The organism is Rhodococcus sp. EPR-134, from assembly GCF_001647205.1.
Lineage (GTDB): Bacteria > Actinomycetota > Actinomycetes > Mycobacteriales > Mycobacteriaceae > Rhodococcus_F > Rhodococcus_F qingshengii.
The window spans coordinates 1-12,781 of record NZ_LVCT01000298.1 but is presented as its reverse complement, the minus strand read 5'-3'; the positions used below and the strand labels follow the sequence as shown (position 1 = coordinate 12,781).

At 62.6% G+C, this 12,781-nt stretch carries 11 protein-coding genes, 6 tRNA genes and 1 pseudogene; 11 read left to right on the top strand and 7 right to left on the bottom strand.

Going from position 1 to position 12,781, the window contains the following annotated elements:
- The 3 genes and pseudogenes from thrS to A2J01_RS13660 form a co-directional block, all read right to left on the bottom strand.
- Positions 1–779, bottom strand: a pseudogene (thrS, locus tag A2J01_RS13670) (threonine--tRNA ligase); the annotation flags it as partial.
- Positions 780–912: 133 nt separating this feature from the next.
- The gene (locus A2J01_RS13665) at positions 913–1,365 is read right to left on the bottom strand and encodes a TIGR02611 family protein (RefSeq protein ID WP_030536868.1); all 453 of its coding nucleotides are present in this window, start codon (positions 1,363–1,365) and stop codon (positions 913–915) included.
- 187 nt (positions 1,366–1,552) lie between these two features.
- A tRNA-Val gene (locus A2J01_RS13660) sits at positions 1,553–1,624 on the bottom strand.
- Between the two features lie 293 nt (positions 1,625–1,917).
- Here A2J01_RS13660 and A2J01_RS13655 point away from each other — a divergent pair.
- The 5 genes from A2J01_RS13655 (at position 1,918) to A2J01_RS13635 (ending at position 2,421) form a co-directional block, all read left to right on the top strand.
- Positions 1,918–1,990 (top strand) — tRNA-Gly (locus A2J01_RS13655).
- A 25-nt stretch (positions 1,991–2,015) separates the two neighbouring features.
- A tRNA-Cys gene (locus A2J01_RS13650) sits at positions 2,016–2,086 on the top strand.
- A 1-nt stretch (position 2,087) separates the two neighbouring features.
- Positions 2,088–2,162, top strand: a tRNA-Val gene (locus tag A2J01_RS13645).
- A 92-nt stretch (positions 2,163–2,254) separates the two neighbouring features.
- Positions 2,255–2,330 (top strand) — tRNA-Gly (locus A2J01_RS13640).
- A 16-nt stretch (positions 2,331–2,346) separates the two neighbouring features.
- Positions 2,347–2,421, top strand: a tRNA-Val gene (locus A2J01_RS13635).
- A 146-nt stretch (positions 2,422–2,567) separates the two neighbouring features.
- Here the strand turns inward: A2J01_RS13635 and A2J01_RS13630 are convergent.
- Both A2J01_RS13630 and A2J01_RS13625 read right to left on the bottom strand, forming a co-directional pair.
- Complete coding sequence (locus A2J01_RS13630) at positions 2,568–3,044, bottom strand: alpha-isopropylmalate synthase regulatory domain-containing protein (protein WP_003942597.1); 477 nt, start codon at positions 3,042–3,044, stop codon at positions 2,568–2,570.
- A 174-nt stretch (positions 3,045–3,218) separates the two neighbouring features.
- A complete protein-coding gene (locus tag A2J01_RS13625; RefSeq protein ID WP_003942640.1) occupies positions 3,219–4,604 on the bottom strand; it encodes a GH1 family beta-glucosidase in 1,386 nt (461 codons plus the stop codon).
- Between the two features lie 116 nt (positions 4,605–4,720).
- On the opposite strand from A2J01_RS13625, the gene A2J01_RS13620 reads away from it, so the two are divergent.
- The gene (locus A2J01_RS13620; protein ID WP_007732911.1) at positions 4,721–5,917 is read left to right on the top strand and encodes an MFS transporter; all 1,197 of its coding nucleotides are present in this window, start codon (positions 4,721–4,723) and stop codon (positions 5,915–5,917) included.
- 67 nt (positions 5,918–5,984) lie between these two features.
- On the top strand, positions 5,985–6,518 hold the full coding sequence (locus tag A2J01_RS13615; RefSeq protein WP_003942603.1) for a GNAT family N-acetyltransferase: 534 nt from the start codon (positions 5,985–5,987) through the stop codon (positions 6,516–6,518).
- 12 nt (positions 6,519–6,530) lie between these two features.
- Here A2J01_RS13615 and zapE read toward each other — a convergent pair whose 3' ends face one another.
- A complete protein-coding gene (gene zapE, locus A2J01_RS13610) occupies positions 6,531–7,547 on the bottom strand; it encodes a cell division protein ZapE (RefSeq protein WP_003942629.1) in 1,017 nt (338 codons plus the stop codon).
- 43 nt (positions 7,548–7,590) lie between these two features.
- Here zapE and A2J01_RS13605 point away from each other — a divergent pair, with 43 nt between their 5' ends.
- The 4 genes from A2J01_RS13605 to msrB are packed head-to-tail and all read left to right on the top strand — an operon-like array spanning position 7,591 to position 11,698.
- Positions 7,591–8,340 carry a pyrimidine reductase family protein gene (locus A2J01_RS13605; protein WP_042919913.1) on the top strand — a complete coding sequence of 250 codons (750 nt, stop codon included), beginning with the start codon at positions 7,591–7,593 and terminating at the stop codon, positions 8,338–8,340.
- 19 nt (positions 8,341–8,359) lie between these two features.
- A complete protein-coding gene (locus A2J01_RS13600) occupies positions 8,360–9,913 on the top strand; it encodes an alpha/beta fold hydrolase (RefSeq protein WP_042919915.1) in 1,554 nt (517 codons plus the stop codon).
- Positions 9,914–9,973: 60 nt separating this feature from the next.
- Positions 9,974–11,257, top strand: coding sequence for a glycosyltransferase family 87 protein (locus tag A2J01_RS13595; protein WP_042449935.1), 1,284 nt, complete (start codon positions 9,974–9,976; stop codon positions 11,255–11,257).
- 9 nt (positions 11,258–11,266) lie between these two features.
- On the top strand, positions 11,267–11,698 hold the full coding sequence (gene msrB, locus A2J01_RS13590; RefSeq protein ID WP_003942631.1) for a peptide-methionine (R)-S-oxide reductase MsrB: 432 nt from the start codon (positions 11,267–11,269) through the stop codon (positions 11,696–11,698).
- A 54-nt stretch (positions 11,699–11,752) separates the two neighbouring features.
- Here msrB and A2J01_RS13585 read toward each other — a convergent pair whose 3' ends face one another.
- A complete protein-coding gene (locus A2J01_RS13585) occupies positions 11,753–12,673 on the bottom strand; it encodes a WXG100-like domain-containing protein (RefSeq protein WP_064112892.1) in 921 nt (306 codons plus the stop codon).
- Between the last annotated feature and the right edge of the window lie 108 nt (positions 12,674–12,781).

Here is a 12,781-nt window from a genome sequence, read left to right as displayed (position 1 = left end):
CGCTCGGCCTCGGCGAGCAGTTCGAGGTATTCGTCCTGAGCCTCGGTGGACTCCCACGCGGTGCCGTAGACACGCTGAAGATCGGCGTTGTCCTGGTTGCCACGCCAGTAGGCGGCGGAGCTTCGGGTCAACTTGAAGGCCGGGATGTGCTTGGTGGTCGGAATGTGCGGGCCGCGGCACAGATCGGACCAGATCTTGTCGCCGGTACGAGGATCGAGATTGTCGTAGATGGTCAGCTCGTTGCCGCCCACCTCCATGATCTCGGGATCGTCGATACCGGACTTGTCGTCGATCAATTCGAGCTTGAAGGGCTCGTCGGCCAACTCGACCCGAGCGTCCTCGATCGAATCGACGACTCGACGCGAAAAGCGCTGTGATCCCTTGATGATCTGCTTCATACGCTTTTCGAGCTTGGCCAGATCCTCCGGAGTGAACGGGCGGTCCACCGCGAAGTCGTAGTAGAAGCCGTCCTTGATCGGCGGACCGATGCCGAGCTTCGCGTCGGGGAATTCTTTCTGAACCGCCTGCGCGAGGACGTGGGCCGCGGAGTGCCGGATGACGCTGCGGCCGTCCTCGGTGGATGCTGCCACCGGCTCGACGTCGACATCGACCTCAGGTGTCCACGACAGATCCTTGAGCGTTCCCTCGCCATCGCGGACAACGACGATCACGTCGGGCCCCTTCGTGGGGTATCCGGCTTCGCGCACTGCAGTCCCGGCGGTCGTCCCCGCGGGCACCCGAAGTGGGGCGGCTGAGTGCTCTGGCGCGGGACTGGTCACGGCGATGTGCTCCTAAAGGTATTGCGACAAGTTAGACAGGCGTCGTACCCACTGCGAGCACGCGCACGATCATGTTATCGGCCCTACCGACATGGTGAGACAACCGAGTGAAGGAAACCGGGCCGCGTTCAACTCACAGCGGCGACTCGAGCCACGAGTAGTCCAGGCCCACCCATGTCCCGATCAGGCCGAAAGTGCCGAGCACCCACAAAGTCGCCAGGACGATCACTGTGGTGAACAGAACGCCCAACCCTTTGACGAACAGCGACTGCTTGCCGAACCATTCCATGAACCGGTCGTATCGAGCCTTCGCGAAATGAAGGAGTCGATGTGCCCACGCGAACTCCGACGCCAGGATGCCGAGGCCGGCGAAAACGATGAGCCAACCGGGCCCGGGGTACGGAATAGCCACGATGCCGGCGGCGAACACGATCGTGCCCACGACTCCGACGCCGATGCGGTACGCAAGATTGAGGGTGGGCCGCGCGGCGATTCCCGCGCGCCACCGCTCCCAGCGGGACTCTGCGTCCTGGAAGACGGACAGGTCTGAATCGTCGACGGAAGAATCGACCTTTTCGGTACTCAAAGCAGTCACCTTTTCGGTCGCGAAATGTCTCTTCGACCAGGCTACCGAAATCGTCGCCCGGCGACCTGCGACGACGGTCTGCATCCCGAAATAGCCGTGCCCTCGACCAGCTGTGCCCTCGACCAGCTGTGCTCTCAAACGACTGAAGGCGTCCCCGATGATCGGGAACGCCTTCAGTGTTTTTCTGTGGTCCCGGCTGGGATCGAACCAGCGACCTTCCGCGTGTGAAGCGGACGCTCTCCCACTGAGCCACGGGACCGTAAGTCATCCGAACGCATGCGCTCGAACGAGTTGGAACATTAACACGGCTGCGCGATGAATACGAATCACCAGGTTGGCATTCGTTTTGCTCCAGGCGACCCCGAAATCTACGAATTCGAGCTGATTTCAGACCGTATTCATCGCCAAGACGGACAGTTGCAACGCGCGCAACGGGCCGATTCGACTCCGAACACGCCACTGAGCTGGTGATTTGTGTGTATCCGACACGGTCGGCTAATGTTTCCAACGCACCGAGGAGAGCGAGCAGCTCCCCAAGCAACACGGTGCGATGCGGACGTGGCGCAGCTGGTAGCGCACAACCTTGCCAAGGTTGGGGTCGCGGGTTCGAATCCCGTCGTCCGCTCGAGAGGTGTGACTCAACCTTTTACGGTGGAGTGGCCGAGTGGTGAGGCAACGGCCTGCAAAGCCGTGCACACGGGTTCGATTCCCGTCTCCACCTCGCGCGATTAGCTCAGCGGGAGAGCGCTTCCCTGACACGGAAGAGGTCACTGGTTCAATCCCAGTATCGCGCACCACGTCAGGCCCTAGGGCCTGATGGTCAAGACCTGCTTGCAGGTCTGATAAGTTAGAAAAGTACTGAGTTCCGGTAACGGAGTTCATTGCTCATGCGGACGTGGCGCAGCTGGTAGCGCACAACCTTGCCAAGGTTGGGGTCGCGGGTTCGAATCCCGTCGTCCGCTCCATTTTTCTCCAGAACCCGCGCGATTAGCTCAGCGGGAGAGCGCTTCCCTGACACGGAAGAGGTCACTGGTTCAATCCCAGTATCGCGCACCATTTGAGAATGCAAGAAGCCGGAACCTCAGGGTTCCGGCTTTTTGCGTTCGAGCGCCGAACACACGGGCCGCAGTACTGACGCAAGCCCCCTCGGGAATCCACGTCAGTACTGCGGTTGATGTAGCTGATCAGATTGTTGTAACTGCTCAGTGAGAGAAGCGGTTCGCTGCCGAAGTCATCGCGCGCAGCGAGGACTCCGTCGACGACTCCGCAATACCCATCGCCCAGCTCCGACGGCCGTCGCACTCGGTGAAGATGAACGTCGCAGTGCGGTGGCCGATCTGGTGCTGATGGAAAGACAGGATCTCGAGCGAGATTCCCGCGTCGTGCAGCATCGACGTCATGGCCGAGATCGCGCCGGTCGAGGTGGCGGACGCTTTCTGGATACGCTCCCCCAGACCGAGAGTCGCTTCGAAGGTCCAACGACCCGGCGCAATCTTCTCGGAGGACCACGCACCCAGACGGATCGGGCCGCTCATAGCCGCATACGTGGACTCGAACTCGGTCCACGACATCGCTGAGCATTCGGCACGCAAGCCGGCGGGCAGAGATTTGCCGTGACGCGCCGCGAAGGGATCAGCAGCAGAAGAAGAATCAGAAGCGAAAGCGAAGTTGTAAGTCATGATCGTGGTCTTCCTGGAATGAAGTGGAGGACCAACTGGTAGCAAGACGACCCGCAGCGAGGGGTCGGTCCGATTCAGACCCCGCTACGGCGGCTTACTACGAGAATTCGCTTCATGAGAGACGAGGCTAGGCGGCCCGGTTCGAGAATGCAACCCAGACCGCCTCCGCACAGGTCAGACCTGAGCCGCTTTGTGCTCGGCGATCAGGGCGCGATACCACTCGAACGAGGTCTTCGGTGTGCGCTTCTGGGTGTCGAAATCGACGTGCACCAGGCCGAAACGCTCCTTGTATCCCGCAGCCCATTCGAAGTTGTCGAGAAGTGACCACACAAAATAACCGCGGACGTCGACACCGTCGTCCATTGCCGATCGGAGGGCGCGAAGGTGCGCATCGTGGTAGTCGATTCGTGCTTCGTCGTCGACGACGCCTGCGGCATCCGGGGCGTCGTGGAATGAACATCCGCTTTCGGTGATGTAGATCGGCGGCAGTGCGTCACCGAAGCGGGCGTGGAACGTCCGCAAGATCTCGCCCAGCCCCTCGGGAACGATCGGCCAACCGAAATCGGTTGTGGGATAACCGGTAATCGCGACAGGGGCAAAGGGCAGGCCCGGGGGCAGGTCGACTTCGAGCACACCTTCGGTCCCCTGGCCTTCCACCGGAGCAGCAATCATCGTCGGCTCGTAGTAGTTGATCCCGTACCAGTCGAGCGGCGCCCCGATGATTTTCAAGTCCTCGTCGACAGGACCGCTGAGCAGCTGAGCGAATTCGTCGGCCGGGTACTTCCCGACCAGAACCGGGTCGGCGAACATCCAATTGACGACGTGGTCGTAGATGTCGGCAGCCATCACGTCTTCCGGCGAATCCGAAGCGGCACGCACCGGAGCATGGTTCGAGGCGATTCCGATGTTCGTGCATCCGGTTGCCCGAAGCGCTTCGACAGCGAGGCCATGCCCGAGCAGCTGGTGATGTGCGGCTTGGAAAGCCTCGAACCCCAAGGCCAGTCCGGGGGCGTGAACTCCGAGGGCATGCCCGTAAAGCGTGTGCACAACTGGTTCGTTGAGCGGCATCCACATTCCGACCCGATCCGACAGCCGCTCGCCGACGACCTGCGCATACTCCCCCAGCCGATACGAGGTGTCGCGGTTCATCCAGCCGCCCTGCTCCTGCAAGGCAAGGGGCAGATCCCAGTGAAAGAGCGTGACAGCGGCAGTAATTCCCGCCGAACACAGTCGGTCGATCAGGCGGTCGTAGAAGTCGAGCCCCTTCGCATTCACTGCCCCCGATCCGGTGGGCAGAATGCGCGACCACGACAGAGACAGCCGATAAGCGTCGAGCCCGAGCTGATTCATCAGCTCGATGTCCGACTCCCAGCGGTGATAATGATCGGCAGCGACCGTCCCGGTGTCGCCCCCGACGACAACACCGGGACGGTCACAGAACTCGTCCCAGATCGACGGTCCGCGACCGTCTTCGGCCACAGCTCCTTCGATTTGATAGGCCGCAGTGGCGGTTCCCCAGACGAAGGAAGTCGGAAATTCTGGTGTCGGCTGCCGAGTCATGTCGGTCAGTTAATCAAAGAACCGTGCAAAACACGCAGCTTTGTTGGACACTCGACCAGTATCAAGATCCAGTACCGTTCGGCCTAACCGAACGAACGAGACAAAGGCCCTGCTTGATGACGGATAACACCCGCACCCTGACGAGGGCTCGGATCGCCACTTCGGTGGCCTTCGGACTTCAAGGATTTCTGCTCGCCGCCATTCTGACGCAGCTGCCGCAGTACAAGGACTTGTTCGAGCTGAGCGAGACACTGGTTGTGGTTGCGGTTGTCACCGTGTCCGTCATCGCCGGGCTCGGCAGCGTGCTCGCCGAGATGCTGGCCGTGAGAACGTCGAGCAAGATGACCCTGCGAACTGGGCTCGCCGTCATCGCAGTCTTCGGCGGGGCAACCGGAATTGCGCCCAACGCAGCGATGTTCTTCGTCTTCCTGGCGATCTACGGCATCGGACTCGGCATGGTCGACGCGGCCGCCAACATGCAGGCAGTCTCGATCCAACACGCCAAGGGCCGCTTCATCCTCTCCTCGTTCCATGCTTCCTGGAGCGTCGGAGCGATTGTCGGCGCCCTGTTCATCTCTGCTACCGCAGGCCTCGACATTTCGATCCGCGTCACGCAGGTGATCGCTGGAGTTGTTGTCGGACTGATGCTTCTGGCCTTCGGCCCGCAACTGCTCGATCGGTCCGAGTCTCCGGTTGCCGAGGCAAACATCACGAGCACCGCAAAATTCGCGGTACCCACCCGCGCCTTCGTCCTCCTCGGCGTCGCGATGGCATTGTTCTACGCGGTCGACTTCAGCGTCGGAAACTGGTCGACTCTGTACGTCAAGGACGAACTGCTCGCCGACGCCGGGACCGCTGCCCTTTCCGTGGCGGCGTATCAGATCGCGGCACTTGTCGCACGACTGACCGGGGACTACTGGGTCGGGAAATTCGGTGAGACCACCGTCGTGCGGATCGGCTCTCTCATCGGCGTAGTCGGTATGACAGTTGTCGTCCTCGCGCAATCTCCCGCCGTTGCCATCGCCGGGTTCCTCATCGTCGGGCTCGGGGTACCGGTGATCGCTCCGATCTGCTTCAGCGCTGCCGGCAGGATGGCTCCCCCGGATCAGGTCGATGCGGTGATCGCACGCATCAACCTCTTCAACTACGTCGGCACAGTCGTCGGCGGCGGCATCGTCGGCGCGGTCGCTGCCTTCAGTGACCTTCGAATCGGGTTCCTGATTCCGCTGGCGTTCTGCGCGATCTTGATAGTTCTTGCTCCCGCGTTCGCACCGAAACGAGCCACAACTCCGGTCGCCGAGAACGCCGCTTGAGCATTGCGCCCGAGGAAAGTGGTGTACTTGATCGACCGAATTGTGTGCACGAGAGGCAGAAACTGACGTGACGATCACCGTTGACCGGGCCGGGATCTGGGATTCCGAAGCAATAGCCGACGTGGCAGCGGTGACATTTCCACTGGCGTGTCCGCCGGACGCATCCGACGACGACATCAGTGCCTTCATCGACAACGTTCTCTCCGTCGACAAGTTCTCCGAGTACCTGACCGATCCGACACGAACCGTTCTCAAGGTCATTCGCGACGGTTCGATCGTCGGCTACGCGATGCTTGTCGACGACGAGCCCGCCGACCCGGACGTCAAAGCTGCTGTGACACTTCGCCCGACAACGGAACTCAGCAAGTTGTACGTGCTTCCGGGTAACCACGGAACCGGCGCGGCAGCATCCTTGATGGACGCGGTTGTCGACCACGCACGACGCAGCGGAAGTGCCGGGATCTGGCTGGGCGTCAATCAGGAGAACCTGCGCGCCCAGAAGTTCTACGCAAAGCACGGTTTCACACAGGTCGGCACGAAGACTTTCCTCGTGGGCGCACAACTCCACCACGATTTCGTGATGGAGCGCCCCGTCAGCTGACAGGCGTGCAGACTAGCCGGCCGCGACCTCGAAACGAGAAAGTGCGAGCAGACGCGAGGTCGCGCGCAAGTACTTCTTCTTGTACCCACCGGCGAGCATCTCGGGAGTGAAGATCTCGTCGAGGCGTGCGCCGGAAACGGTGACCGGGATGCTCGCGTCGTACAGGCGGTCGGCGAGAACCACGATGCGCAGTGCAACGGACTGATCCGTTGCCGGGTGGACACCGTCGATGAACACGGCCTTCACACCCTCGACCAGCTTGTTGTACCGCGACGGGTGCAGGGTGCTGAGGTGCTTGCACAGCTCGTCGAAGTTGTCGAGCGTGGCGCCGTCGATGGCGTCGGCCCGAGAAACCAACTCCTCCGAGGAGATGGGCTCGGGTGCGGGCGGGAGATCGCGGTGACGGTAGTCGGGGCCGTCGACGCGAATCGTCTCGAAGATCGAGCCGAGCTTCTTGATCTCACGCAGGAAGTCCTGAGCCGCGAAGCGACCCTCCCCGAGCTGGCCGGGAAGCGTGTTCGACGTCGCGACGATGGACACGCCGCGCGCGGAAAGCTCCGAAAGGAGGCGAGAGACGAGCATGGTGTCGCCCGGATCGTCGAGCTCGAACTCGTCGATGCAGAGAACGCTGTGGTCGGCGAGCGCTTCGACCGCTTTGTTGAAGCCGAGAGCGCCGACGACGTGTGTCAGCTCGACGAAGGTTCCGAAAGCCTTCGGCGACGGAACGCTGTGGAAGATCGACGCCAGCAAGTGAGTCTTACCGACACCGAACCCGCCGTCGAGGTACAGGCCGGCGCCGGTCGCCTGGGTCTTCTTGCCGAACAGTCCGCGGCGTCCACCACTACGGATCTTGGTGACGCGCTTGGAGAATTCCTCGGCCTTGGCGACAGCAGCTGCCTGGCTCGGTTCCTTCGGATCAGGAATGTAGGACGCAAAACTCACCTCGTCGAACATTGCGGGAGGCACCATTTGAGCTACCAGTTGATCGGCGGGTACCACCGGGCTGCGATCGACAAGACGTTCATGCATCCGTCAAGGGTATCTACGTGATGTGATCTCTCATGTGCACCGTATGGATATTGCGACCTACTTCACACCAGGCCACGACGACGAACTCCGCGGCTTGTACGCCTATCCGGAGAACCTCTCGCAACCCTGGATGCGCGTGAACTTCGTTTCCAGCATCGACGGGTGCGTCGCCGTCGACGGAGTGAGCGGTGGACTGGGCACACCGGCAGACAAGTCGGTATTCGGGATCTTGCGCGAACTTTGTGACGTCGTCGTGGTCGGCGCAGGCACAGCGCGAGCCGAGAACTACGGGGGTGTGCAGGTCTCGGACGAAGCCCGGGCGCGTCGCACTGCCGACGGCCTCGCTCCGGTCCCACCGATCCTCGTCGTCTCGGCGCACGCGTCGATCGACCCCGAAAGCCGACTCCTTCGCGATACCGAAGTTCCACCGATCCTTGTTGTCGGTCGCGACGCGGACTCCGCGGCAATTTCGGCGCTGAGATCTGCCGGAGCGCAGGTGGAGGTGACGGACTCACCGAACGTCACCAGCGGCGACATCGACAGGGCCTTGTCGGCTCGCAAGCTCCGTCGCGTGCTGTGCGAGGGCGGACCGTCACTTTTCGGGCAGTTGATCGAGGACAATGCCGTCGACGAACTCTGCATCACCACGTCACCTCAACTGGTGGGGAGCAAAGTCGGCCGAATCTCACTCTCCCCCAACGCAATGCCCACAGCCATGCGTCCCGCGCACATTCTCGGTGATACGGACGGCACGATCCTCACTCGATGGGTTCGTCAGCAGCCACGTCGGTGAACCTGGCACTCTGGTCGGCATGCGCAGAGTTGCTTTGATGGCCGTCGTCCTCGCGACGTGTTGTGCGTGCGGCGCCGGTCCGTCGCTTCGGCCCGCCGTCGCGGTCGAAGGCCGCACCGACGGCAGCCCTGCCCAGAGCGAGGGACCGTCGCCCGATGCGCCGCCGGTTGACCCTGGCGTCCCGACCGATGACATACCGTGGCGAGACTGCACCGGCACGTCACTCGCCGACCAGGCTCTCGCGGCGTCGAGCGCCGGCGTCATTCTCGAATGCGCGGAATTCAATGCCCCCATCGACGTGACCGGCGCCATCGACGGCAACTTCACTGCCGGCTTGACCCGCGCTCGGACCTCGTCGACGCCTGCCGACGCGTATCCGATCGTGTTCACATCGGGCACCGATCGTTCGTCGGGAAACTCTCTGGCCATGCTCGCCGCATCCGGCTTGAACACGGTTCTCGCCGAACATCCCGTGGTTGCCCTCGATCGACGCGGAATCGACAGGTCCACCGCAATCGACTGCATGACGCCGGAAATTCGGCGCGGCCTTCACGATCTGGGCCAGTTCGACGCGGATTCCACCGGAGACGCCGCCGATGCGGTCGCGGCCCTCGGTCACGACGCCACCATTGCCTGCACGGACTACCTCGACCCTCAAGAACTGAAGTTCGGCGCCGACTCCGCTGCCGAGGACATCGACGCTCTACGTACACGGTGGGGCGTCGAGACCATCGCTCTGTGGTCGGCAGGGTCCGGCTCGGACATCGCGCTGAGCTATGCGGCGGCCCACCCGAACAACCTCGCGAGGTTGATCCTCGATTCTCCCGCTCCGGTGGCCACCGACGCTGCCACCGAGGCAGAGAGTCGCGTGCAGGGCGAGGAAGCCGCGTTGACCGCGTTCGCTCAGCGATGTGTGGCGCTGAGGTGCTCGCTCGGACCTGATCCGAAGAAATCGGTCACGGACTTGATGGAGCGCGCTCGAGCCGATGAATTCCAGCCGCTGTCCGCCGCTGCGGTGTCGAACGCGATTTCGGCCAGCCTGTGGACTGCCGGAACCAACCGTGAGCAGGAGACCCGCTCACTGTCCGACGCTCTGTCCGCGCTCGGTACCGGCAACGCTTCGCCGATTCGAGAGCGCGCCGCCCGGGCGGAGAACGAGGTGGACGGCGACGGCCAGTTCATCGGACGGTGCACCGACGGCATGCAATGGCCGGGCATCGGGCGTGCGCGCGAGCTTGCGGACACCTGGGGCACCAACTATCCGGTGTTCGGGCGAGAAGCCGCGCTCGGGTTGCTGGCGTGCGCCAGCTGGCCGTCGACCGCCAACTCCCCCCTGCCGAATCAGTTGAAGCCCCCAGTCCTCGTGCTGAGCGGTCAGGGTGACCCGGCCGTCGGGAACTCCGGACTCTCGACCGTCACCGGCGTCGTGACCAATGCAGGATCGCGCTTCGCAACTCTGGACTGGCAAGGTGCGGGTCACCCCGCGGCACAATCCACCTGCGCTCAACAGGCGATGCGCCTCTACCTCAGCGACGCCTCCCTGCCCAGTAACGGAAGCGTGTGCCCGGCCTGACTCGGGCGCTCGTCCACCACGACCGAAAAGGGGTGCATCCCCCGATCACACCCTGCTCCGGTGTACCGTGCCGAAGTGTTCCTTCGACAGCTCGAGCCGCGTACCGGGCGGACAACCCAACAAGTCGTCAACTTCGTTTTGTGGCCGATCGCCGTGATGACAGTGCTCAATCGTGTCATCGTCACAGCAGTCAACGGCGCCATCACCGATGACTTCCGACCGGTCTACAACGCCGCGCTGGCGTTCTGGAACGGGCGCGACGTCTACACCGCAGATTTCAACTCCGTAGACCCCCATTACCTGTACCCACCATCGGGTTCCTTGTTGATGGCACCCCTGGCGATCCTCGATCCCGAGCGCTCACGGTGGCTGTTCATCGGTGTCAATGCCGTCGCCATTCTCGTGGCTCTCTACCTGCTGTTGCGCTTGTTCGACCTGACGATCAGTTCCATCGCGGCGCCGATTCTGGTGCTCGGCGCGTTCATGTCGGAGACGGTCACCAACACGTTGGTGTTCACCAACATCAACGGCCTCGTCCTGCTCGGCGAAGTTGCCTTCCTCCTGTTGCTGATGCGCAAGAAGGATCTGTGGGCCGGCGCCGCGATCGGTCTCACCATCGCAGTGAAACCCACGCTCGCGCCGCTGCTCCTGCTGCCACTCGTTCGCGGTCAGTGGAAGGTGTTCGTCACCGCCCTGGGCATCCCGTTCATTCTCACGGTCGTGGCATGGCCGCTGGCGTCGGATCCGATGGACTTCGTCCGCCGCACCGTCCCGTACCTGCTCGAATCTCGTGACTACTTCAACAGTTCGATTGTCGGAAACGGCGCTTACTTCGGTCTGCCCGAATGGTTGATCCTGCTCTTGCGCGTCGTGTTGGCCGCCATGGTCGTCGTCTCTCTGTGGCTTCTGTACCGCTACTACCGCAACGACGAACTGTTCTTCCTCACCACCGCGACCGGTGTGATCATGACCGCGTCGTTCCTGCTGCCCTCGCTCGGCCAGATGTACTACTCGATGATGCTGCTCCCGCTCCTGATGTCCGTGGTGCTCAAGAACTCGGTCATGCGGAACTGGCCGGCCTGGCTCGCCGTCTACGGCTTCATGACGTTCGACAGCTGGTGGTCGAACCGCTGGCCGACCTTCGGCCGGGCGGCCGAATACACCAAGAGCACCCTCGGCTGGAGCCTTCTGCTGATCGTGATCTTCTGTGTCCTCGGATACCGGTATCTGGTCGCGCGTCGAGAGGGCCGCTTGGATCGGGGAATCGATCCCGCGTACCTCCTCGATCCCCCACTCGATACCGTCTCACCTGCCCACGAAGCCGAAACGGCGACAAAGCATTAGCGTGGAGGCATGAGTTCTTCACACGATGGCATCGACAGCACACCTGAGGTCACGTACACCGAGAGCGAGTGGCGCGAAAAACTGACGCCGGAGGAGTTCGCCGTCCTGCGCCAAGCCGGCACCGAACGCCCCTTCGTCGGCGAGTACACCGACACCACCACGGAAGGTGTCTACTCCTGCCGGGCCTGCGGAGCCGAACTGTTCCGCAGCACCGAGAAGTTCGAATCGCACTGCGGGTGGCCGTCCTTCTTCGATCCGGCGGATTCGGATGCCGTGATCCTGAAGGAAGACAGCTCACTCGGGATGCGCCGCGTCGAGGTCATCTGCAAGAAGTGCCACAGCCACCTCGGTCACGTCTTCGAGGGTGAGGGGTACCCGACGCCGACCGATCAGCGGTACTGCATCAACTCGATCTCGCTAGTCCTCAAGCCCGCTCAGTAGCCAGGTCGTGGGCTACCCCGTGTCACTGGTAGCCCACGATTCGAGACTTTCCACTCAGAAGTCCCAGTTCAGCGCAGTCGGGCTCAGACCGGCCGCATTCAGGTCCTCGTTGCGAGCGACAAGTCCGTCTTTGACGGAACCGATCCCGCCACCGATCGCGCCGGAAGTGATGTCAGTCAACGAGGCGTCGCCGCCCGTGACTTCCTTCGTCACGATCGCAGCGGACGCTCCCGACACCGCGTCGTCGAAGGCGCCCCGCGCGATCTCCTGCACTCTCGAACCGGTCGGGAGCGGGTTCGGGTCAGGGCCGACACGATCCGGCGTCGTCTTCAACCCTCCGTTCGCAAGTCCCTTGATGAAACCGTCGCGCCCCTCGGTCACGACCTTGCCACCGTCGATCGACTGGCGATGATCCATCGTCATCTGCGCGAGTTGAATGGCGAGGCCGGAGAAGATGGCAGCGGCAGCTTCCACTGCCGCAGCCTCGATCACTCGTATCAACAATTGCTGCAACAACATTCGGACCGTGAGTGTTGTTGCGACCTCAGCCGCCACGACCCCGGCGGTACTGACACCCAGTGTCGGGACAGCAGCCGCCACCATGGCGGCAATCTCGAGCGCCAGTGCGCCCAGCGCCGCGAGGATCGACAGTTTGGTGTACTCGATGTCCGTGCCGGTATCGGTGCATGACTGACCCAGTTCGGCCGCGGCAGAGGACAACCGCTCGAAGACCTCCGCAACTCCCCCGGCCTCGGACCAATACCGAGAGAACGAGTCGCCGGCTCGACCGTCGATCGATGCCAGTACTGCCTGCAATCCGTAACCACCGGCAGCGGCCGAAGCCTCGATCCGATCGGCCGCACCTGACCAGGCATCACCCAACCTCCACAGTGCCGTTTCGTCTCCTTGCGGCCAGTCACTGCCCACCGCGACCGACGCAACCGCCTGTAACCAGCCGGGAATCTCGAGTCCCATCAGAGCCCACCCGCCATGTCGTCGGCAAGCGAGGTGTCGATCGATTCGAAACGATCGGTGATCTCGATCAGCGTGGCGGTCAATTCGCGGAGCGCGCCCGCGACCAGT